This window comes from Flavobacterium sp. KH_035 (genome assembly GCF_057839565.1).
This window is the reverse complement of record NZ_CM174492.1, coordinates 992730-1014949: the sequence shown is the minus strand read 5'-3', so window position 1 is coordinate 1014949 and position 22220 is coordinate 992730. Positions and strand designations below refer to the sequence as shown.

The 22220-nt window shown below is 35.9% G+C and carries 19 protein-coding genes; 15 read left to right on the top strand and 4 right to left on the bottom strand.

Translation table 11 applies throughout. The features are described from left to right. The first annotated feature begins 29 nt into the window (after positions 1-29). From AC3IS6_RS04475 to proC, 8 genes are all read left to right on the top strand, one after another. Positions 30-1457 carry a tetratricopeptide repeat protein gene (locus tag AC3IS6_RS04475; RefSeq protein ID WP_489163857.1) on the top strand — a complete coding sequence of 476 codons (1428 nt, stop codon included), beginning with the start codon at positions 30-32 and terminating at the stop codon, positions 1455-1457. Positions 1458-1793: 336 nt separating this feature from the next. Continuing rightward, positions 1794-3065 carry a serine--tRNA ligase gene (gene serS, locus AC3IS6_RS04470; RefSeq protein ID WP_489163856.1) on the top strand — a complete coding sequence of 424 codons (1272 nt, stop codon included), beginning with the start codon at positions 1794-1796 and terminating at the stop codon, positions 3063-3065. A gap of 94 nt (positions 3066-3159) precedes the next feature. After that, positions 3160-3996, top strand: a complete 837-nt coding sequence (lgt, locus tag AC3IS6_RS04465) for a prolipoprotein diacylglyceryl transferase (protein WP_489163855.1) — start codon at positions 3160-3162, stop codon at positions 3994-3996. Positions 3997-4080: 84 nt separating this feature from the next. Then, a complete protein-coding gene (locus tag AC3IS6_RS04460; protein WP_489163854.1) occupies positions 4081-5862 on the top strand; it encodes a tetratricopeptide repeat protein in 1782 nt (593 codons plus the stop codon). Between the two features lie 155 nt (positions 5863-6017). Continuing rightward, a complete protein-coding gene (locus AC3IS6_RS04455; protein ID WP_489163852.1) occupies positions 6018-6329 on the top strand; it encodes a DUF4286 family protein in 312 nt (103 codons plus the stop codon). An 81-nt stretch (positions 6330-6410) separates the two neighbouring features. Continuing rightward, entirely contained in the window at positions 6411-7190 is a 780-nt protein-coding gene (gene rsmA / locus AC3IS6_RS04450; protein ID WP_489163850.1) for a 16S rRNA (adenine(1518)-N(6)/adenine(1519)-N(6))-dimethyltransferase RsmA, read from the top strand. Continuing rightward, positions 7180-8586, top strand: coding sequence for a magnesium transporter (gene mgtE / locus AC3IS6_RS04445; protein ID WP_489163848.1), 1407 nt, complete (start codon positions 7180-7182; stop codon positions 8584-8586). Before rsmA ends, mgtE begins: the two co-directional genes overlap by 11 nt. 412 nt (positions 8587-8998) lie before the next feature. Beyond that, a complete protein-coding gene (gene proC, locus AC3IS6_RS04440; RefSeq protein WP_489163846.1) occupies positions 8999-9775 on the top strand; it encodes a pyrroline-5-carboxylate reductase in 777 nt (258 codons plus the stop codon). A 137-nt stretch (positions 9776-9912) separates the two neighbouring features. Here proC and nhaA read toward each other — a convergent pair whose 3' ends face one another. Next, positions 9913-11055 (bottom strand): Na+/H+ antiporter NhaA, encoded by a 1143-nt coding sequence (nhaA, locus tag AC3IS6_RS04435; protein WP_489163844.1) that lies wholly within the window; start codon positions 11053-11055, stop codon positions 9913-9915. A gap of 163 nt (positions 11056-11218) precedes the next feature. Beyond that, positions 11219-11908 carry an alpha/beta hydrolase gene (locus AC3IS6_RS04430; protein ID WP_489163842.1) on the bottom strand — a complete coding sequence of 230 codons (690 nt, stop codon included), beginning with the start codon at positions 11906-11908 and terminating at the stop codon, positions 11219-11221. A 348-nt stretch (positions 11909-12256) separates the two neighbouring features. Here AC3IS6_RS04430 and AC3IS6_RS04425 point away from each other — a divergent pair, with 348 nt between their 5' ends. The 4 genes from AC3IS6_RS04425 to AC3IS6_RS04410 all read left to right on the top strand — a co-directional run bounded on the left by AC3IS6_RS04425 (position 12257) and on the right by AC3IS6_RS04410 (position 14541). Next, positions 12257-13204: a 2-hydroxyacid dehydrogenase gene (locus AC3IS6_RS04425; protein WP_489163840.1), complete on the top strand. Its 948-nt coding sequence runs from the start codon at positions 12257-12259 to the stop codon at positions 13202-13204. Positions 13205-13384: 180 nt separating this feature from the next. Then, positions 13385-13768: a DUF4234 domain-containing protein gene (locus AC3IS6_RS04420; protein ID WP_173964637.1), complete on the top strand. Its 384-nt coding sequence runs from the start codon at positions 13385-13387 to the stop codon at positions 13766-13768. Beyond that, positions 13743-14207, top strand: a complete 465-nt coding sequence (locus tag AC3IS6_RS04415; protein WP_489163838.1) for a DUF2752 domain-containing protein — start codon at positions 13743-13745, stop codon at positions 14205-14207. The genes AC3IS6_RS04420 and AC3IS6_RS04415 overlap by 26 nt, the downstream gene beginning before the upstream one ends. A gap of 58 nt (positions 14208-14265) precedes the next feature. Beyond that, the gene (locus AC3IS6_RS04410; protein WP_173964639.1) at positions 14266-14541 is read left to right on the top strand and encodes a TM2 domain-containing protein; all 276 of its coding nucleotides are present in this window, start codon (positions 14266-14268) and stop codon (positions 14539-14541) included. Between the two features lie 65 nt (positions 14542-14606). Here the strand turns inward: AC3IS6_RS04410 and AC3IS6_RS04405 are convergent, their stop codons facing one another. After that, on the bottom strand, positions 14607-16409 hold the full coding sequence (locus tag AC3IS6_RS04405) for a GNAT family N-acyltransferase (RefSeq protein WP_173964640.1): 1803 nt from the start codon (positions 16407-16409) through the stop codon (positions 14607-14609). Positions 16410-16527: 118 nt separating this feature from the next. Here AC3IS6_RS04405 and AC3IS6_RS04400 point away from each other — a divergent pair, with 118 nt between their 5' ends. From AC3IS6_RS04400 to AC3IS6_RS04390, 3 genes are all read left to right on the top strand, one after another. Beyond that, positions 16528-17289 carry an exodeoxyribonuclease III gene (locus AC3IS6_RS04400; RefSeq protein ID WP_263362210.1) on the top strand — a complete coding sequence of 254 codons (762 nt, stop codon included), beginning with the start codon at positions 16528-16530 and terminating at the stop codon, positions 17287-17289. A gap of 109 nt (positions 17290-17398) precedes the next feature. Further along, on the top strand, positions 17399-18343 hold the full coding sequence (locus AC3IS6_RS04395) for an OmpA/MotB family protein (protein ID WP_489163835.1): 945 nt from the start codon (positions 17399-17401) through the stop codon (positions 18341-18343). Between the two features lie 261 nt (positions 18344-18604). Next, positions 18605-19642, top strand: a complete 1038-nt coding sequence (locus tag AC3IS6_RS04390) for an aldo/keto reductase (RefSeq protein WP_489163833.1) — start codon at positions 18605-18607, stop codon at positions 19640-19642. Positions 19643-20244: 602 nt separating this feature from the next. Here AC3IS6_RS04390 and AC3IS6_RS04385 read toward each other — a convergent pair. Next, the gene (locus AC3IS6_RS04385; RefSeq protein WP_489163831.1) at positions 20245-22212 is read right to left on the bottom strand and encodes a transglycosylase domain-containing protein; all 1968 of its coding nucleotides are present in this window, start codon (positions 22210-22212) and stop codon (positions 20245-20247) included. Positions 22213-22220 lie beyond the last annotated feature (8 nt).

The following is a 22220-nucleotide window of genomic DNA, read 5'->3' as shown; positions in this document are numbered from 1 at the left end:
ATTGCATTTTCTGCTTAATCAATAAAATTTTGAGAGAACAAATTTCCATGTTTATAAAAAGAACCTTTGTCTTTTTGTTTTTGCCTGTCGCCTTATCGGGTCAGATAAAGAGTACGGATACAGGAGATAATGTTACCCGATATTATTATGACGATCATGTAATTTCTGTACAAATTTGGTACGGTCCGGACAAGAACCCGGACAGCACCAAAACCTATTATTCGAATGGAAAGCTGAATGAGGTTTTTTATTATGATGAAAAAGGACTAAAAGATTCTGATTGTTTTCAATACAATCAACAAGGAGAGAAATTGGTAACCTGGAATTTTTCGCATGGAAAACAAATAAGCAGAACGGATCATAAACTGCCGTTTAACAAAGACAGGGAAGAAACGGTAAAAAAGGCTCTTAAACTGCTTACCGAAATCAATATTAAAACCAATTACAATCCTACAAAAGTTAATGATTTGTACAACCGTGGCGTATTAAGCGTGAGTCTTGGCAATATTACTTTAGCTCTTGAAGATCTGAAAAAGGTAGAATATTCGATTGATAAAGATCCTAAAAATAAGGGTATCGTTTTGACAGATTCTTTAGAACAAAAGAAGGATTTGTTTAGAAGCAAACTATATGACCGATTAGCGTTTCTTTATGCTTCACGCGAAATGGATAATTTTGCTATTCACTATTACAATAAAGCAATAAAGAGTGCTCCTGACGATTTGCGTATTTTGTACAACTTTGCATCGTTGCTGCAGCGCAGAAAGATGTATGATTTGGCCCGCTTTTATCTGGAGAAAATAGTAGCTGTAAAGCCGAACCATGCACATGCCAGATGGGGACTTGCGCGATTGTACAGTGATACTGGAGAATATGAGAAGGCAATGGAAAATGTAGTCTTAGCTTTTGTATCAGAAAAAGCAATTGTTGAAAGAACTACGGCTTACGGGGGCAGAGACTTAAGGACCACTCGTGGTTTGATTTATCATAAGTTAGGAGAATCAGAGAAGGGAATTGCCGATTTGAAATCGGCACTAGAAATGGACAAAAACAATTCGTATGCCATGAAAAATCTCGGCATTATTTATCTGGATCAACATAAATACAAAAAAGCCTGCGAATGGTTTCAAAAAGCAAAAGAGCTCAATTATACTTTAGTTTATGATGAAACAGATTTGTCTTCTTTGTTAGAAAGTGCCTGCCAGAATACGCAGCAGGAAATTGTAATTAAGAAAAAACCTTTTGCTTTTCCGAATCCTGCGACTACAGTTGTTTCGGTAAAAGATTTTGGTGTTGAAAACTTTGATTATGAATTTTTTAGTTTCGAATCGGTTTCTGTTTTAAAAGGAAAAAGTACAGACGGAAAAATTGATATTTCGGGTTTGCCATCGGGTTTTTATGTGCTTAAAGTTGCAGGTGAAAATTCAGCGGAGACTTTTAAGGTGATTAAAGAGTGAAGAGTGAAGAGTGAAGAGTGAAGAGTGAAGAGTGAAGAGTGAAGAGTAAAGAGTAAAGAGTAAAGAGTAAAGAGTAAAGAGTAAAGAGTAAAGAGTAAAGAGTAAAGAGTAAAGAGTAAAGAGTAAAGAGTGAAGAGTAAAGAGTAAAGAGTGAAGAGTGAAGAGTAAAGAGTGAAGAGTAAAGAATAATCTCTGCGCATCTCTGCAAATATTTCGTGTATCTCTGAGTAATAACCTCCGAAATAACTTTAGAATCAACTTTGTCGTGATCTTAGGAAACATTTCCTTAAATTTGCTTCCATTATAAAAAAATACAATAGTTATAAAAAACAAGCTATGTTACAAATCGCATTTATTAGAGAGAATCAGGAGAAAGTAATCAAGGCTTTAGCAAAACGAAATATCGATGCTAAAAGCGTTGTTGAAGAAGTGGTGCAATTAGACGAAAACCGTCGCGCAACACAAGTAGAATTAGACAACACTTTATCTGAATCTAATAAATTATCCAAAGATATAGGGGAATTGATGAAAGCAGGAGAGAAATCAAAAGCTGCAATCTTAAAAGAAAAAACAGTTTCCTTAAAAGAAAAAAGCAAAGAATTGGGTGAAAAAGCAGAAGCTTTAGCTGCCGAATTAACCAATAAATTATATACTTTACCAAATCTTCCAGCTGATATTGTTCCGGAAGGAAAAACACCAGATGACAATTTGAATGTTTTTCAGGAAGGTGATATTCCGGTTTTACACGAAGGTGCACAGCCTCACTGGGAATTGGTAAAAAAATACGATATCATCGATTTTGAACTGGGTGTAAAAATTGCAGGAGCAGGATTTCCGGTTTACAAAGGAAAAGGAGCTCGTTTGCAACGTGCTTTGATCAATTACTTTTTAGACAAAAATACAGCTGCCGGATACAATGAAGTCCAGGTGCCGCATTTGGTAAATGAAGCTTCAGGATATGGAACAGGACAATTACCGGACAAAGAAGGACAAATGTATCATTCAACAGTTGATGATTTGTATTTGATTCCAACGGCTGAGGTTCCGGTTACGAATTTGTTCCGTGATGTGATTTTAAACGAAAGCGAATTGCCAGTTTTACATACCGCATATACGCCATGTTTCCGTCGTGAGGCAGGTTCTTACGGAGCTCACGTACGTGGATTAAACCGTTTGCACCAATTTGATAAAGTAGAAATTGTACGTGTTGAACACCCTGAGAAGTCTTATGAAGCATTAGATGGAATGGTAGAACATGTAAAAGATATTTTAAAGGAATTGAAATTACCATACCGCGTTTTACGTTTGTGTGGTGGTGATATGGGTTTTACATCTGCTTTGACTTACGATTTTGAAGTGTTTTCTACTGCACAGGACCGTTGGTTAGAAATCAGTTCAGTTTCGAACTTTGAAACCTTTCAGGCCAATCGTTTGAAATTGCGTTTCAAAGACAAAGACGGAAAAAACCAACTGGCACATACCTTAAACGGAAGTTCATTGGCATTGCCGAGAGTCTTAGCCGGAATTATAGAGAATTACCAAACCCCGGAAGGAATCGTAATCCCGGAAGTGTTACGACCTTACTGCGGATTTGATATTATAAACTAAATTTTACAGTACTTAGGATTAAACCTAACAGGTTTCAAAATCTGTTAGGTTTCTTAATTTAAACTAAGAACTACAACTAAAAAAACAGAGGAAGATGGAAGGGATTTTGAATTGGGACGTAGATCCCGTTATTTTTTGGATAACTGATAGTTTTCCGTTGAAATATTATGGTGCTTTTTTTGCCTGCGGATTATTACTGGGCTATGCTATTGTGCGAAACATTTATAAAAAAGAAAATCTTTCGCTGGACAATCTCGATAGTTTACTGGTTTATGTAATCGTTGGAACAATTTTGGGAGCGCGATTAGGGCATTGCTTTTTTTATGAGCCATCCTATTTTTTACAACATCCGATAGAAATTCTGCTACCCATTCAGAAAGTGGCTGGGGTTTATAAGTTTGTTGGATATCAGGGTCTGGCAAGTCATGGAGGGTCAATAGGAGTTTTAATTGCAATGGTTTTGTATTGTCGAAAGTATAAAGTTAAGTTCTTGTGGCTTTTGGATAAAATGGCAATTGGGGTTCCGGTTACGGGAGCTTTTATCAGATTTGGGAATTTTATGAATTCTGAAATTTACGGAAAACCGACCAATGGAAACTGGGGTGTTGTTTTTCAGAGAGATGATATGATTCCAAGGCATCCAACACAGCTGTATGAAGCATTTGCTTATCTGTTGATTTTTGTAATTTTGTATGCGATGTACAAATCAGAGAAAATTCGAAAAGCAGACGGATTAATCTTCGGGTATTTCTTGATGTTATTGTTTCTTGCCAGATTTATAATTGAGTTTTTCAAGGAGAATCAGGAAGCCTTCGAGAATAGTATGCCAATTAATATGGGGCAAATATTGAGTATTCCTTTTATTTTGATTGGTTTAGGATTGATTGTCTGGAAATCAAAAGGTAAAGTTTATAGTCACGGCGTTCAGTAAGCAGTAAATGCTTATAGTTGCTTTCATCGTTTTCAGTAGCTGTTGAAAATTAGACCAATACCGAATATAAAAAAAGACTAAAATATGAAAAACTGCATCATCTATATCGTTTTGTTCTGGTCTACTTTTGCATTTTCACAGAATGAACAGCTTGCACAGTATTACTACGATAAAGGTGATTTTGAAAAAGCCAAAATCAGTTACGAAGAGCTTTTAAATAGTGCACCGTCCAATACACAATATTTTTTAAGAACGATCGATTGCTATCAGCAGTTACAGCAATTTGAAAGAGCACAAAAAGTAATTCAGGATCGTTACAATAAATACAAGCAGGGTGTTTTTTTAGTAGAGTTGGGCTATAATTTTCAACTGCAGAAAAACGATGCCAAAGCCAAAAGTTACTACGAACAGGCGATCGAAAAAATCAAAACCAATCCGAATGATGTTTACGGAGTGGGCAATTCTTTCGAGAAAAAAGTATTACTAGAATATGCCTTAAGAGCTTATGAAACGGCGATGCTGGTACAGCCTAATTATAATTTCAATTTTCAAATCGGGATGTTGTACGGGCAGCTAGGGAAGACCGATCAAATGATTGATCTTTTGCTGACAGAATCATATAAAAACCCACAGAATGCTAATTTAATCCAGACACAGTTATCTCGTTTCATGAATGGAGAAACGGATAATACTGCTTTTAAAGATGCTATGCGTAAAGCTTTGATTTTGAAAACACAAAAAGATCAGGATGTGTTCTGGAATCATTACCTAAGCTGGTTTTATGTACAGCAAAAAGAATTCGGTAAAGCTTTCATTCAGGAAAAAGCAATTTACAAACGAGAACCTGAATCGCTCTCGAGCATTGTTAATTTAGGACAGTTTGCATTGAATGAGGATGACACCGATACAGCGGAGGAAATCCTGAATTTTATCCTTCTGAACACCAAGGATCTTGATTTACTCATTCAGACAAATTCGTCTCTGATGCAAATTAAAATCGACAAAGCACAGGAAAAAGACTATACAATTATCAGTACTGAGCTACAACAATTGCTTACAACCTATGAAATAACTCCTTTTACCTTATCTTTGCAAATAATTCAGGCGCATTTCCTGGCTTTTAATCTTAAAAAGACCGAAGAAGCCAAGGAAATTATTAAGAAAGCGTTGGAGTTAAATTTGAATGCTTATCAGCAGGCTGATGCAAAGATGGAGTTGGCAGACATCCTGCTTTTAGAAGAGAAGTTCAATCAGGCGCTGATTTATTATTCGCAGATTCAATTGGATTTGAAGAATGATGTCATGGCGCATGAAGCGAGTTTAAAAGCGGCTAAAACGAGTTATTACAAAGGCGATTTCGAATGGGCTTCGAAACAGTTTAAAGAATTGAAAGCTGCAAATACGCAATTAATTGCCAATGATGCACTAGAGTATTTTTTACTGATTAACGATAATACGGTTGCCGATTCAACACAAACCGCGTTAAAGCAGTTTGCTAAAGGTGATTTTTTAATGTACCAGAATAAAAAGCAGGAAGCAATTGCTCAGTTTCTGGGGATATTGAAAAGCTTTAAAGGACAGGAAATAGAAGCTGTTACAATGTTGCGTTTAGGTAAGATTTACGAAAGCCTGAAGGATTACAATTCAGCTTTGGCGCAGTATCAGCAGATTATTGACCATCATGGTGACGGAATTTATGTAGATGAAGCATTGTTTTTCTCTGCAGAAATTTACGATGATGAATTGCATGATGCAGAAAAGGCGAAGCCATTATATGAGAAGGTAATTTTTAATCATCAGGATAGTATCTATTTTGTTGATGCCAGAAAAAAATACCGACAGTTAAGAGGAGACAAGAATTTGTAAATTGCTTCGCCCGTTCGCTATCGCTCGGGTCCAAAAAGTAAATTCCAAATTCCAAAAAAAAGAGAATTAGAAATATGATGATTTGTTTTTAAGGATTCGGAGAATAAAATGACTCAGAACCTTAGAATCTTAGAATCTCAGAACCTTAAAAAAAAATGATTATTTACAACGTTACCACCAATATACACGAGAGCGTTCATGACCAATGGCTAAAATGGATGCAGGAAAAACACATACCGGAAATTTTAGCTACACATAAGTTTTCTTCGGCAAGAATTGTCAGAGTAATGATAGAGGAAGAAATGGGCGGAATTACGTATTCTGTTCAATATGTTACAGATAGTAAAGAGACTCTGGAGCGTTATTATATCGAAGATGAACCCGAGTTTCATAGAGAAGCACTAGGATTATTTGCAGATAAAATGCTTTCTTTCAGAACAGAGTTAGAAGTGATTTCAGAACATTAAAAAACGATTTTTAGATCATTAGACTTCTTAGATTTTTCGAGAAATTTAATAGTCTAATAATCTAAGAATTCAGAAAAGAGAATGGAAAAAGTAAAAGCCAAAAAACATTTAGGGCAACACTTCCTGAAGGATGAAAGTATCGCCAAAGCAATTGCAGATACCTTAAGCCTTAACGGATATGATGAGGTTTTAGAAATAGGACCGGGGATGGGTGTGTTGACTAAGTATTTGCTTGACAAACCAATTAATACACATGTGATCGAGATCGATACCGAATCAGTGGCGTATTTAGGTGAGAATTATCCAAAACTAAAAGATAAAATTATCTCTCAGGATTTCCTGAAATACAATATTAATGAAGTTTACGAAAACAAGCAATTCGCTATTATCGGAAACTTCCCTTATAATATTTCTACACAGATTGTTTTTAGAACTTTAGAATTTAAACATCAGATTCCGGAGTTTTCGGGGATGTTTCAAAAAGAAGTTGCAGAACGAATCTGCGAGAAAAAAGGCTCAAAGGCATACGGAATCTTATCCGTTTTGGCTCAGGCTTTCTATACTACAGAGTATCTGTTTACAGTAGATGAAAACGTTTTTATTCCTCCGCCCAAGGTGAAATCGGGTGTGATGAAAATGACCCGAAAGGAAGACTATAGCCTTCCATGCGGAGAAAAGTTGTTTTTTACAGTAGTGAAAACGGCTTTTCAGCAAAGACGAAAAACATTACGTAACAGTTTGAAAACATTAAATTTAACCGATAAGTTGCGAGAAGACACTATCTTTGATAAACGTCCTGAACAACTTAGTGTAGAAGAATTTATTGTTTTGACTCAAAAAATAGAAGCCGATGGAGTTTAAAATCAGTAAAGAGCTAATTAAAAAAATTGCTCAACTCATCCAAGCTAAAAATAATAAGGAGCTTGAAATTTTATTAAATGACATGCACCATGCGGATTTCGCTGAAATTCTGGATGAAATTGACATTGATGAAGCGACTTATATTTTTAAAGTTTTAGATAGCGAAAAAACAGCCGAAATTCTTCTGGAATTAGAGGATGATTTGCGTGAACAAATCTTAAACAGACTTTCGCCAAAAGAAATTGCTGAAGAGCTGGATGAACTTGAAACCAATGATGCGGCAGATATTATTGGAGAACTTTCAAAAGATAGAAAAGCAGAGGTAATCTCGGAGCTTCAGGACGTAGAACACGCAAAAGGAATCGTAGATTTATTGCGTTACGACGAAGATACTGCCGGGGGTATCATGCACAAAGAGTTGGTGAAAGTCAACGAAAACTGGAACGTATTGACTTGTGTAAAAGAAATGCGTATTCAGGCAGAAAATGTTTCCAGAGTACATTCTATTTATGTTGTTGATGATGAAAACAGACTTAAAGGAAGATTGTCACTTAAGGATTTGTTAACAACATCTACTAAAACACAAATCTCAGATATCTATATTAGAAAACTGTACTCTGTAAACGTAGAAACACCCGATGTTGAAGTCGCCAGAATAATGGATAAATATGACCTGGAGGCAATTCCGGTGGTAGACGAACTAGGACGTTTAGTGGGTCGCATTACGATTGATGATATTATTGACGTCATAAAAGACGAAATCGAGAAAAGAGATACCGAAGATATTCAGAAATTTGGGGGATTGGAAGCTCTTGAATTGCCATACGTTCAGACACGTCTTGGCGAAATGGTCAAAAAAAGAGCCACTTGGTTAGTGGTTTTATTTATCGGTGAAATGTTTACGGCTTCGGCAATGGGCTTTTTTGAAGGTGAAATTGAGAAAGCGGTAGTTTTAGCCTTATTTGTTCCGCTTATTATTTCGAGTGGAGGAAATTCAGGTTCACAGGCAGCAACTCTTATTATTCGTGCCATGGCATTGAAAGAACTTACCTTAAAAGACTGGTGGTATGTAATGAAGAAAGAGATCGCATCAGGTTTTTTATTGGGTGCTATTCTGGGAATTGTTGGTTTTATCAGGATTCTGGTTTGGCAGCAAACCGGTCTTTATGAATATGGAGAACATTGGTTAACAATTGGTTTGACAGTTTCTCTTTCTTTAGTTTTTATTGTTTTATGGGGAACGCTTTCGGGATCTATGATACCCTTTTTATTGAAAAAACTTAAACTGGACCCCGCAACCTCATCAGCACCGTTTGTGGCTACTTTAGTCGACGTAACGGGATTAGTTATCTATTTTACTATTGCTTCTTTATTATTAAAAGGGAAGTTGCTGTAAGAATAATATAGATCCATAAATTTTGTGCAAGATTTGTTCATTGCGACCACAAATTTCAAGAAAGTCGCTTGCAATTTGGATAAAGAGCTGTTAACTAAAATTGTCTATAGAGGAACGCGGATTAAACGGATTCGCTATCGCGAAAACACGGATTAAAACGGATCTTTTATTTTTTATTTTTTAAAATCCGTTTTAATCCGCGTTTTTAGTTTTGTAAATGTGTGTCATCGGCGTTCCTTTAGCAAATTGTTTGATAGAATAAGCCTTTTAGAATAATCGAAATGATTCCTGGCTTTTAGATTTTTGCCACAAATTGAAAGATTGCAGTGATTTAAAATCTGTAAAATCTACGTAATTTACATGCGGAAAATGAGCTATTAATCAACCAAAAATAATTCAAAAAACAACTAGTATGAAAATACACATTATAGGAGGAGGGAATCTTGGGGTTTCTATTGCCTTGGGAATTGCCAAATTCTCTAAACACAACCAGATTACCGTCACAAGAAGAAACACTGCCAGTATCCAGTATTTAGCCGAGTATGGAATTACGGTTTCTTCAGATAATAAACATACTATTCAGGAAGCCGATGTGGTTATTTTAACCATAAAACCTTATCAGGTAGATGTTGTTTTGGCAGAAATTTTACCCGTTATAAAAGGAAAAACAATTGCTTCGGCCGTAAGCGGATTATCTTTGGATATGCTTCAGTCTAAAACCAATAATGAATTTGCGGTAGTGCGAATTATGCCCAATATAGCAGCACAATTTGGTGAATCGGCCACCTGCATCTCTTTTCCTGAAAAAGACAGAGAAAAAGCATTGCCGATTGTTGATTTGTTTCAGGATCTGGGAACTGCTCCGGTTATCGATGAAAAATTAATGGATGCAGCAACAGTACTTGGTGCTTGCGGAACAGCATACGCTTTACGATACATTCGTGCCTCTATGCAGGCAGGTATTGAAATTGGATTTGATTCTAATACCGCGTTGGCAATTGCGGCTCAAACGGTCAAAGGAGCAGCAAAAATGTTACTGGAAGAGAAAGTACATCCGGAACAATTAATCGATCGTGTTACGACGCCTCAGGGCTGTACAATTGTAGGTTTGAACGAAATGGAACATAATGGTTTTAGTTCGTCTTTAATAAAAGGAATTAAGACTTCTTTGAAACAAATTAAGGGTTAGGACAAGGAAATCCCAATATTAAAAATCCCAAATCCCAATTTACTAAAACTTGGAATTTGGGATTTTTGTTTTACAGCTATTATGGTTTTTGTTATTTCTATGCGAAGAAATGTATCGTCAATCAATAGTGTTAGAATTTAACCATGTTTTCTGCTTACTGTATATTTCAGATAAACCAATCCAAAAAGACCCGAAAGTACAGAAGCGATCAGAATAGCAATTTTGGAGAAAATAATGGTTTCCGGATCTTTAAAGGCTAGGATGGTGATGAAAATAGACATGGTAAAGCCAATTCCCCCCAGCATGCCGGCACCTAAAATATGAGCCCATTTTAAGCTTTTAGGCAAACTGCATAATCCAATACTTACACCAATAGCCGAGAAAAGTAAAATTCCCAAAGGCTTACCTACCACTAAGCCCAGAATGATTCCATAGGTATTAGGGTGATTTAAACCTTCGTGCCAGTCTGATTGAATAGCGATGCAAGTATTGGCTATAGCAAACAAAGGCAGAATAAAAAAGGCAACGGGTTTGTGCAAAAAGTGCTGCAGTCTATAGGAAGTGGAATTTTCGTCACCATTTCCAAACGGAATTACAAACGCCAGAATAACACCCGTAATGGTAGCGTGAACACCTGAGTTTAACATGAAATACCACATTACGACACCTCCAATTAAATACGGAATCAGGTTTTGAACTTTCATGCGGTTCAGTACAAATAAGAAGATCCAGATTCCCAGAGCAATTGCGAGATTTACAAATGCTATTGAGGTGGTGTAAAAGATGGCAATAACAATTATAGCACCAAGATCATCAATAACGGCTAAAGCCGTTAAAAAAACCTTTAGCGACGAAGGAACTTTCTTTCCTAAAAGAGATAAAATTCCAATTGCAAAAGCAATGTCAGTTGCCATTGGAATTCCTGCTCCGTTTTGAGTTGCCGTTCCAAAATTTAAAACCAGGAAAATAGCGGCAGGAACCAGCATCCCACCCAAGGCAGCCATGATGGGTAAAGAGGCATTTTTAATATTAGACAATTCACCGTGATAAATCTCCCTTTCTAGCTCTAATCCAATTAATAAAAAGAAAATAGTCATTAAGCCATCATTAATCCAGTGTGTGATTGAATGTCCGTTGAGCTCTTTTTCCCAGAAAGCAATATATTCTGTTTGAAAAGATGAATTGGCGAGGTAGAGAGATATTATAGTGACAAAAAGCAAGAGTAGTCCTCCTGATTTTTCGTTGTTGAAGAAGGCTTTAAAAGTTTTTGTTAATTTCATTTTTATTAAAGTTCAGAGAATTTAGAAGCGATTTTTTTAAGGCTTATATTTTCAAAGTTAAAAAAAAACTAACGAATAAAAAATTAAGAGGCTTGGTGTTGGAGTTTAGGATTGTTTTATAACCAAAAAAACCGCCAATCTGATTGGCGGTTTGGAGTGTTTTTTAGAGGGTTGCAGCAGCTTCTAATATTAAGGCTGTCACTTCTTTAGGGTGTGATGCCAGCGAGGCGTGTCCTGCATCTAAGCGAATGATTTTTTTAGGATTGATTCGCTCTGCCATTTCTTTTTCTGTTTCTGGCGGAATCATATTGTCGAAATTGGAAATTTGATACCAGCTTGGTTTTGTTTTCCATGCCGGTTCACCTGCGATATCTCCAAAGCATTGGCCATGAATAGGTTTTTGTGCCAGTGATAAGATCAATGTCGCTTCTTTGTCCAGATCTTGAGCAAATGCTTCGTGAAACTCATCGTACTTGATCCATAAAAAACCTTTTGGATCAGGATAGATACTGGCTCCGCCTGATCCGGGTCTGCGTCCTAATAGGGCTCCCAGACTATCTCCTGCATCAGGAGCAAATGCGGCTATGTAAACTAAACCTACAACTTTATCATGATGTCCTGCACCTGAGATTACTGCTCCTCCGTAAGAATGCCCCACCAGAAGTACTTTTCCTTCCTGTGCATCAATCAGATCCTGTGTTTTATTAATATCATCTTGTAAAGAAGTCAATGGGTTTTGAACGCTTCGTACTTTATATTCCTCTTTTACTAATCCCGGAATTACATGTTGCCAATGCGAACCATCTCCCCAAGCGCCGTGAACCAAAATAATAGTTAAATCTTTTGTTGCCATAATTACTGATGTTTAATTGATTAAAATATAATTGCTTATTTAAAACTCAATGTGTGATGAAGCAAAATGGGGCATGATTATTTTCTGAAGTTTAATTTTATTCATAAATGTATGAAATTAAATAATTTGATAATGTTAAGGTTTCGAGAACTTTAGTGTATAAGTGCTTTAATACCAGTGGTTAATGTTTTTATTTTGGAATCTCAAACAAATAAGTGGGTAATTTCTTTAAAATAATTTTTCTATTTGTCTTTTCCGTTTTTTAAGATTAGATAGTAGAAACAGCGTGCTTAAGGAACGGCATAAATAAAGAATAAGCTGTATTTTTGTTTTATAAAATAGAATACAATGAGCATAAAAATTCTTCATATTGATAGCAATCATCCAATTTTATGGCAACAGTTGGAAAATGCCGGTTTTGAAAACCACGCTGACTTCAAATCTTCTAAAGAAGAAATTGAAGCAAAAATCCAAAATTATAACGGAATCGTGATTCGAAGTCGCTTTAAAATTGACAAAACTTTTTTGGATCATGCCGTCAACTTACAGTTTATTGCCAGAGTCGGAGCAGGTTTAGAAAGTATCGATTGCGAGTATGCCGAAGCAAAAGGAATTCATTTGATTGCTGCTCCCGAAGGAAATCGCAACGCAGTTGCAGAACATTCGCTTGGAGTGATTTTGTCGTTGTTTAATAATCTGAATCAGGCAGATGCCGAAGTAAAAGCAGGGCATTGGAACCGTGAGAGGAATCGTGGTCATGAACTTGATGGTAAAACCGTAGGAATCATTGGTTATGGAAACATGGGAAAAGCATTTGCTAAAAAACTTCGAGGCTTTGAGACCGAAGTACTGTGTTACGATATTTTAGATAACGTAGGAGATGAAAATGCAAAACAGGTTTCGTTAGCAGAATTGCAGCAAAAAAGCGATGTGCTGAGCCTGCATCTTCCATGGACTCCCGAAACTGATAAAATGGTTAACGGAAATTTTATAAATGCTTTTGCAAAGCCATTTTGGATTATAAATACCTCACGCGGTAAAAACATTGTAACCGCAGATTTAGTTGAAGCAATGAAGAATAAAAAAGTCTTAGGGGCTGGTTTGGATGTTTTGGAGTATGAGAAATTATCCTTCGAGACTTTGTTTCAGGAAGAAAGTACTCCGGAGGCTTTTAAGTATTTACTGGAATCCAAAAATGCTTTACTAACACCTCATATTGCTGGCTGGACTTTTGAAAGCCACGAACGATTGGCGCAGGTAATTGCAGACAAAATAAAAGCGGTCTTTCATACATAGTCTTAGTTGGTGAAGAATAATGATTTAGTACTGTTTTTACAATTAAATAACGAGTCTTTTCTGTAGAATTTTAGCCTATAATTAGTTTTTAAAGTTAATTTTTAATAATATTGTTTCTAAATAGGGAGGAACCGAAAATCCGAAGAGTAGGACATAACCAATTAATTTTAACTAGTAAAAATGGAAAACGATTTAAAAGAAACGTCTAATAATTTTAATGAACCAATTCCGGTATTCAAAGTAGATCCTGTTATGGTATTGCTTTTTGGATTTTTAACATGCGGATTATACTTAATTTATTGGAACATTAAAGTATCTGAGGTTTTAAATGCCGTTGCAGGTAAAGAAGTTATCTCACAGCCGATTGCAATTTTTGCAGGATGTTGTACACCTGTAAACATTTATTTTTATTACTTGGCTGGTAAAGAAGCATTGCCAAAAGTTTATCAAAGAACTGGGGAACTTCAAAAAGACCAATCAACTTTATTAATTGTTTTAGGGTTCTTTTTCCCTTTTGCAGCAGCAATGATAGTACAAGGTGATATCAACAGATTATACAAATAATAGTAGAACAAAACGTAAAATTTACGGAATTATCGGTGCAGCAATTACACTGATAGTTCCGTTTTTTTTAATGCTTGACAATCATAATGACCATCTGGAATCAGATCAGTCATTTTGTCCTTTTAAAATGGTGACCGGTTTTCCTTGTCCGGGTTGCGGAATTACCAAATCATTGGTTTATTTCTATCAGGGCGACATCTATAAATCTCTTAGTTACCATATACTGGGACCTTTTGTTATTGTGTTTTGCTGGCTTACCATCATTATACTGACAACTGAAATTATTACTAAAAAAGAATATTTTACAGGGCTTCTGTACAATAGAAAATTAGCCTACAATATGGCTTATTTTTTAGCCTTTTATCATTTGATACGATTGGTTCTTTTTGTTAGAGAAAGCTCTTTTGATGATATTTTGCATCAGTCGATTTGGTTTTAAAACCCAAGAGTTCCATCCTCATAAAGTTGAATTAGCATAACTAAAAAACACTATAAAAATGGAAAACAGTAAAACAGAACATTGGAATAATCCTCCGGTTCGTCGTGAAGAGAATAAAAAAGTAGTTGCGGGAATCTTAGCAATTTTGTTAGGCGCTCTTGGTATTCATAAATTCTATTTGGGATATAATAAGGAAGGAATTATCCAGCTTATTCTTGGATTTGTATTCGGAATTGGAGGTATAATAGGTATTATAGAAGGAATAATCTATCTTACAAGAACTGATGAAGAGTTTTATCAAACTTATCAGGTTGGTCAAAAGGGCTGGTTCTAAGTCGTTTTAAAGCATAAAAAAATCCCATTTTAAGATGGGATTTTTTGTTTGTATAGATGATGCAATTAATCTTCTTTCTCTGATAATTTGCGTTCTAATTCTATTTGGAATTCTTCAATAACAGGTTTCATTGTGCTTTCAGGAATATCCGCTATTCTAATGTACATTAAACCATCTACGGCATTGTTGAACAAAGGATCAACGTTAAAAGCAACTACACGGGCATTTTGCTTGATGTATTTCTTAATTAAAACAGGCAAACGTAAGTTTCCAGGTTCCAATTCGTCAATAATCTTATCAAACTTGTTCAGGTCAGACTCGGCTTCGTCGAAGATAAAGTCTTTATCAGCGTCTTTTAATTTTACTTTGTATGCTTTTTTCGGGTGAATGTATTGAGCAATATAAGGATCGTAATAGTTAGACTTCATGAACTCAATCATCAACGATTTTGAGAAGTCAGAAAATTGATTACTGATACTTACACCGCCAAGTAAATACTTGTGTTCCGGATAACGTAAGGTCGTATGAATAATTCCTTTCCACAACAGGAATAAAGGCATTGGTTTTTGCTGATATTCTTTGATGATAAAGGCACGACCCATTTCGATCGATTTATGCATCATATCGTGTAATTCCGGTTCAAACCTGAAAAGATCCGTAAGATAAAAACCTTCAATACCGTGTTTCGGATAGATTTCTGAACCTAATCCCATGCGGTAAGCACCTGCAATTTTTTTGGTTTCGTCGTCCCACAAAAACATGTGGTGATAGTATTGGTCGTATTGATCTAAGTCAATAGATTCGTTGGTCCCTTCACCCACTTCACGAAAAGTGATTTCGCGTAAACGTCCAATTTCGTGTAAGATGTTCGGGATCGACTTGGCACGGGCAAAAAACACTTCGTAGTTTTTACTCTGTAATAACCTGCAATCGCTTTCTCTTAACGCATTGACTTCGTCAATCATTTTCGATTCATTTGCCGGTGTTGCAATTTTTTTAGGTGCTTTCGGGATTTTTAAGCTTGCAGTGTCTAATAATTTGCTGTCTTTCTCAAATGGATTGGCGAGCATATAAGTCTTCTTTCTTAAAAACTCAGAATAGTCTTCAAAAGATTCGATTTCGTTTTGTTCGTTTACCGAGATTGGTTTTCCGATACGGACTTTAATAACACGATCTTTTTGCGTTAGTAATTCCGATGGTAATTTTGCAGTACGTAAAGTATCGTCAATCTTAGAAAGCCAGTAAAACAACTTACTGTTTTTGGCGTGGAAGTAAATAGGTATAACCGGAACTTTGGCTTTTCTGATTAGCTTCAAAGCACCTTCTTCCCATGGTTTGTCTACCACTAGTTTTCCATCTTTGTAAGTCGAAACCTCTCCGGCCGGGAAAATCCCTAACGGTTTTCCGTCACTTAAATGGCGTAAGGTTTCTTTAATCCCCACCACACTTGATTTGGCATCCTTATGATTTTCAAAAGGATTGACAGGCATGATGTATTTTTTTAGCGGAACAATTCTATGTAGTAAAAAGTTGGCAATGATTTTAAAATTTGGTTCTCTTTCAAGCATTAATTTTAAAAGCAAAATACCGTCAATTCCGCCCAGAGGGTGATTTGAAATGGTAATATAGGCGCCATCTTTCGGTAAACGTTTTAAATCTTCTTCCGGAATTTCAAATTTGATTTCCATCTCATCCAAAATTCCGTTTAAAAAAGCAACATCCTCTAAATGCTTATTATGATCGTAAATTTTATTAAGGGTAGATATCTTAAGAACTTTCATAAGAATCCAGCCCGAAAAAGTACCCAGAACTCCGTACTTATCAACATTTATCGCTTTTGCAACTTCTTTCGCGGTAACTAAACCCATGTACTATTTTTAATTTATTAGAGCAGCGAACAAAGATAACAAAAAACTCTACTTTTCGCTGTTTCAAATGCAAACTTTCCACTTTTTTATTACATTTGGAATCCTAAAAAAAACGCTGATGAAAATTATTTCTTATAATGTAAACGGAATACGTGCCGCAATAACCAAAGGGTTTATCGAATGGCTGCAACAAGCGAATCCAGATGTGATTTGTCTTCAGGAAATAAAAGCTACGCAAGAGCAAATTCCGGTTGACGATATCACTGCAGCTGGTTATCCGTATCAATATTATTATCCGGCAACTAAAAAAGGGTATAGTGGTGTGGCTATCTTATCTAAGACAAAGCCAAATAATGTGGTTTACGGAACTGGAATTCAGCATATGGACTTTGAAGGTCGTAACCTTCGTGCCGATTTTGACGACTGCTCTGTAATGAGTCTGTACTTGCCGTCAGGAACTAATATTGAAAGATTAGATCATAAATTTATGTTTATGGATGATTTTCAAACTTATATTAATGAGTTAAAACAAACGATTCCGAATCTGATTATATGTGGTGATTATAATATTTGCCATGAAGCTATTGATATTCACGATCCCGTTCGTAATAAAACGGTTTCTGGTTTTTTACCTGCTGAGCGTGCCTGGTTAGATGGATTTATGAAATCCGGGTTTGTAGATAGTTTCCGTCATTTTAATAAAGATCCGCATCATTATTCATGGTGGAGTTATCGCGCAGGAGCCCGAGGGAATAACAAAGGCTGGCGTATCGACTATAATCTGGTAAGTAATTCTTTGGAGCATAGGTTAAAACGAGCTGTGATTCTTCCGGATGCCGTTCATTCGGATCATTGTCCCGTTTTAGTTGAAATAGAGTAAAAGTGGTATTGTTATTGTTGAATGAATTGCTGTTTAAATTTAAACATTGACACTGTCATTAGTGTTGAATTTTGACTTTAGTATTAATACCCTCCAAATAAAAATAAAAATGATAAAAAAGGCCTCTATCGGATTATTGGTCGTAGCGATGTCTATGACTTCTTGCGTGTCCAAGAAAATTTACAACGATCTTGAAACCAAATATTCGGATCTCAAAAAAGAAAATCGTTCCATTGCTGATGAAAATGAGAGTTTGCAAAAAGCAAAGAATCAGTTAGAATTGGACCGTGATGCTTTAGTAAAAGATTTAAATGGAACTAAAGCAGATCTTGAAAAACAAAAAGCGGATCTGGCTGCTCAGCAGAAAAAGTATAAAGTACTTCAGGATTCTTATAATGCTTTAGAGAAAAACAGTAACGATGCTTTAGAAAGTAACATGGCTAAAAATCGTGAACTGTTGGCGCAACTAGAGGCAAAATCTAAAAAATTGGCTGATGAACAGGCTCGACTGGATAAAACAGCAAACCGCCTGAATGAACTTGAAGCAATGATCGCAGCAAAAGAAGAAGCAATGCGTAAATTGAAAGAGACATTGTCTAAAGCTTTAAACGGTTTTGAAGGAAAAGGTCTGACCGTAGAACAGAAAAACGGAAAAGTATATGTTTCAATGGAAAACAAATTGTTGTTCAATTCAGGAAGCTGGGCAGTTGGTGTGGAAGGTAGAAAGGCAGTCGTTGAACTGGGGAAAGTTCTGGGAGATAATCCGGATCTTTCGGTTTTAATTGAAGGACATACAGATGATGATCCGTATGCAGGTTCAGGACCGATTGCAAATAACTGGGATTTGTCTACCAAAAGAGCTACCGCAATTGTAAATATTTTAAGTGAAAACGCTAAAATCAACAAACAAAAACTTACTGCAGCTGGTCGTAGCGAATTTTCTCCATTAGCAAGTAATGCAACTCCGGAAGGAAAAGCTAAGAACCGCAGAATCGAGATTATCTTAACGCCAAGATTAGATGAAATCGCTGAGATGCTTAATAGTATTAATTAAGTAGCTAAGGTTCTGAGGGGCTAAGTTTCTAAGATTTTTTCGAGAAGGTTCAAAGTTTTACTTTGAACCTTCTTTAGTTATAAGAGTAAGGACTTGTAATTTTTGCAGCTCGATATTTCAGAAGTCTTAAAAGAAATCTTGTAATTTTTTTAACTTTTGCTAAATTTCTATTTGAGAAATAGCATCGTATCTTTGAATAATTAGACTTTAAAGAAAAACTTAGAAACTTAGCTCCTTAGTGACTTAGCAACTTAAAAAAATATGAAATACACAACTTTACCCAATACCGACATAAAAGTTAGTAAAATAAATCTCGGAACGATGACTTTCGGGCAACAGAACACAGAAGCCGAAGGGCATCAGCAGATGGATTATGCGCTTGAGAGAGGTGTTAATTTTTTTGATACTGCCGAAATGTATTCCGTTCCGGCGCGTGAAGAAACTTATGGAAGTACAGAGAAAATAATAGGAACCTGGTTTAAGAAATCAGGAAACCGTGATAAAGTTGTATTGGCGACTAAAATTGCGGGGCCAAACCCGGCTTTTACTTATATGCGTGAAAAGGGGGATTTTTCACCGGCGAGTATTAAATATGCGGTAGAGAACAGTTTAAAGCGTTTGCAGACAGAATATATCGATTTGTATCAAATGCATTGGCCAGAGCGAAAAACCAATTGTTTTGGACAGCGATCTTTTAATGGTCATGACGATTCGTGGGAAGATAATTTCAGAGAAGTATTAGAAACATTCGACAGTTTAATCAAAGAAGGTAAAATAAAACATATTGGGGTTTCAAATGAAAATGCCTGGGGAATGATGCGTTTTTTAGAAGAAAGCAAGTATCATAATCTGCCAAGGATTAAAACCGTTCAAAATCCGTATAGTTTGTTGAATCGTCTTTTTGAGGTGGGCTCTGCCGAGGTTTCGAAGTACGAGAATGTGGGATTATTGGCTTACTCTCCGTTGGCTTTTGGGGTTTTAACGGGTAAGTTTTTAACGGGCGAAGCACATCCAAATGCCAGAATCAATCTTTTTCCGCAGTACACACGTTACAACAGCGAACAATGTACACAAGCTACAAAACTATATCAGGAAATTGCGAAGAAAAATGGTTTGACTTTAACCGAATTGGCAATGGGATTTGTGCTGCAGCAGCCGTTTTTAACCAGTGCGATTATCGGAGCCACAACAATGGAACAGCTAAAAGAAAATATTGATACTATTGACGTAGTGTTATCGAGCGAAATTATAGCTGAAATAAATGCTATTCAGGCAATAATTCCGGATCCGGCGCCTTAGTCAGAAATTTTAGATTACATACAAATTCCACAAATTGACACAGATTTAGCCTGTGAAAGTTTGTGGAATTTTTATTGATATCTGTTGTAATTTTATAGAGAGATTTGAAAAAAGAGGAAGTGCTACTTCAGATTAGGATAGCGTTTTACATCTTTATTTATATATTTGTCTGTAATGTCTTATAAAGGCAGGTATTAAGCAGAAGCTAGACAGTAAGCATTAATTTTATGATTATGGATATAAATACGAAACGAGTAAGGCTGTTTTTAAGAATAATTGGAACACTTTCATTGGGTGTGTATTTTATTCTTAAGATATTAGAATTTGATGATCAGTATAATAACATCTTTCTATTTCTGAGTTTGTTCTGTTATGCAGCAGTTATAGGCTATAGCCTGGTATTGTTTTTAAGGAATAGTTATTTTCAAGAATAAAAGAGAGTTAAAAATGCCGTTATACAATTCATTTTTTCTGTCACTAGTTTAAACACGAATTCCACAAATTGACACAGATTTTTTCTGCGGAATTTGTGGAATTTTTTGTGAAAAGTAGAAACAATTTCAGGGCAAAAATTGATGAAGATCCTTGAAATCGATGTTTTTTTAAAGATCAAATTCTTCTTCGATAGCTAATGAATCTGTTTGGACAGCGGTAGAATCAGGTGCTTTAATTCGAAGTAACGAACGGGCATTGCCGGAAATATAAACCGGAGAAAGACCTCCAATCGTGTCTTCGGAAATCAAAACTCCACGACGTAACATTAAATTGCTTAAAAATTTTTGATTTTTTACGGCAAAGTCTTTCAGATTGCCTTGATCGTTAAACTGATACATGAATTTTCGGGGTTTCGGAATGATAGTAGCCAGAAACAAACATTCATTCAGACTCAGATTGGCGGGGCTTTTCTGGAAGTAAAAATGACTTGCTTCTCCAATTCCATACACATTTGGTCCCCATTCGATAATATTGAAATAAACTTCCAGCATTCTTTCCTTGCTTACAACCCGATTGTTTTCTAAAATATAAACCAGCAAAATTTCTTCGAGTTTACGCGAAAGTGTTTTTTCTCTGGTAAGGAAAACGTTTTTAATCAGCTGCATGCTAATAGTGCTGGCGCCGCGTGAGAATTTTTTGGTTCGGATGTTTTTTAAAATAGATTGTTTAAAAGCCTCATTGATAAAACCACGATGGGAGAAGAACGAAGGGTCCTCTGTTGTTAAAACGCATTTTCGTAAATAAGGAGAAATTTGATCCAAAGGCGTATAGTTGGGGTTTGCGTTTCCGACTAAAACGGGACGTTGCAGTACGTTTTGAATAATAGCGCGATAAACAAATTCACCATTTAACTTGTTTAGGTCAGCTTCTCCGTATTTGGTAATTTTTAAACCTTCTTTGTTTAATTTGCTGTCAAAAACTAACGTATTTGGTTTGTTTTTGTTGAATCTGAAATCGAGTTTATAATCAAAACTTCCGGCAGCTTCCATTCCTTCAAAATGGGTGAATAGACCTTCGGGCAGGGAAATGATAAAGTTTTGTGCCTGCATTTTCGGAATGTTTACTTTTAGAGTATAAACGGTATCTTTCTCGGTGTCGTAGGAGACATAAGGATGAAGTTTTATCTTATTCAATTGCATGGTCGAACTACTATCGATCGAAATAAAACTATCTCCCAGTAAAAAACGATAATCAAAACGGGCATTTTTGATAACGACATCTTTACTGGCAATTTTCGGATGATTGATTTTTAAATTAGTGATAGAAGTATAGCCATCTATGTGTAATTCGCTGCCGTCTTTTTCGATGTTCTGTACATTCAGTCGGATCGAGTCAAAGCTGGCTTTTAAATTGTAACGTTCGTCTAAGTAGGGAACGCGAATTGCGCCGGTATCCAGATTAAAAAATCGTATATCTGCCTTTTTATTTCTTGGATCGGCAAAACCTTTTATATTCCAGCGTTGGTCAAAATCTTTGCTTTGAACGTGAAGGTTGGTTTCGAGCTGTTTGTTATCCAGAACGAGTTTATTGATAGCAACTGAGGTTTTTTTGCCATTATCATCAATTCTAAAATTTAAATTCTCGAGCTTCATATCCGTCGGAACCAGATTTAGGAGTTTCGAAATTATGCGATAGGCAAATGTGGCGTATTTGCGCTTTTCATTTTTATCCGAATCTGATTTGTCTTTTTTTAAGAAGGCATCAAAATTACGTATATCTCCTTTTTTGACGAGTTGAATATAACCGTTGTTGATCTTTAAAGTTCCAATTTGAACATCACCAATCAATAAATTAGCTAAACTAATACTGGTTTCTATTTTTTCGATATGACAAAGGGTATCAGCGTTTTTTGGAACCAGAATCACGTTGGTTAGTTTTATGCCGGATAGACCATCAAATGAAGCTGATTTTACAGAAAATGTACTATTGTACTCCGTGTTCATTTTGTTAGTTACTTTGGCGATGGCTTGTTTGAGAAGTGAATCACGGAAAATGTAAAAACCTAAAAAAAGCACTACCAATACTAATGCAAGTATTAAGAGTGCTTTGTATATTTTTTGTTTTGGGAATTTCATAGCTGGTT

What these genes read in the sequence shown, in the direction of transcription:
- serS (WP_489163856.1), top strand. Translation starts at nt 1,794, where the DNA reads ATGTTACAAATCGCATTTATTAGAGAGAATCAGGAGAAAGTAATCAAG.
- lgt (WP_489163855.1), top strand. Translation starts at nt 3,160, where the DNA reads ATGGAAGGGATTTTGAATTGGGACGTAGATCCCGTTATTTTTTGGATA.
- AC3IS6_RS04460 (WP_489163854.1), top strand. Translation starts at nt 4,081, where the DNA reads ATGAAAAACTGCATCATCTATATCGTTTTGTTCTGGTCTACTTTTGCA.
- AC3IS6_RS04455 (WP_489163852.1), top strand. Translation starts at nt 6,018, where the DNA reads ATGATTATTTACAACGTTACCACCAATATACACGAGAGCGTTCATGAC.
- rsmA (WP_489163850.1), top strand. Translation starts at nt 6,411, where the DNA reads ATGGAAAAAGTAAAAGCCAAAAAACATTTAGGGCAACACTTCCTGAAG.
- mgtE (WP_489163848.1), top strand. Translation starts at nt 7,180, where the DNA reads ATGGAGTTTAAAATCAGTAAAGAGCTAATTAAAAAAATTGCTCAACTC.
- proC (WP_489163846.1), top strand. Translation starts at nt 8,999, where the DNA reads ATGAAAATACACATTATAGGAGGAGGGAATCTTGGGGTTTCTATTGCC.
- nhaA (WP_489163844.1), bottom strand. Translation starts at nt 11,055, where the DNA reads ATGAAATTAACAAAAACTTTTAAAGCCTTCTTCAACAACGAAAAATCA.
- AC3IS6_RS04430 (WP_489163842.1), bottom strand. Translation starts at nt 11,908, where the DNA reads ATGGCAACAAAAGATTTAACTATTATTTTGGTTCACGGCGCTTGGGGA.
- AC3IS6_RS04425 (WP_489163840.1), top strand. Translation starts at nt 12,257, where the DNA reads ATGAGCATAAAAATTCTTCATATTGATAGCAATCATCCAATTTTATGG.
- AC3IS6_RS04420 (WP_173964637.1), top strand. Translation starts at nt 13,385, where the DNA reads ATGGAAAACGATTTAAAAGAAACGTCTAATAATTTTAATGAACCAATT.
- AC3IS6_RS04410 (WP_173964639.1), top strand. Translation starts at nt 14,266, where the DNA reads ATGGAAAACAGTAAAACAGAACATTGGAATAATCCTCCGGTTCGTCGT.
- AC3IS6_RS04405 (WP_173964640.1), bottom strand. Translation starts at nt 16,409, where the DNA reads ATGGGTTTAGTTACCGCGAAAGAAGTTGCAAAAGCGATAAATGTTGAT.
- AC3IS6_RS04400 (WP_263362210.1), top strand. Translation starts at nt 16,528, where the DNA reads ATGAAAATTATTTCTTATAATGTAAACGGAATACGTGCCGCAATAACC.
- AC3IS6_RS04395 (WP_489163835.1), top strand. Translation starts at nt 17,399, where the DNA reads ATGATAAAAAAGGCCTCTATCGGATTATTGGTCGTAGCGATGTCTATG.
- AC3IS6_RS04390 (WP_489163833.1), top strand. Translation starts at nt 18,605, where the DNA reads ATGAAATACACAACTTTACCCAATACCGACATAAAAGTTAGTAAAATA.
- AC3IS6_RS04385 (WP_489163831.1), bottom strand. Translation starts at nt 22,212, where the DNA reads ATGAAATTCCCAAAACAAAAAATATACAAAGCACTCTTAATACTTGCA.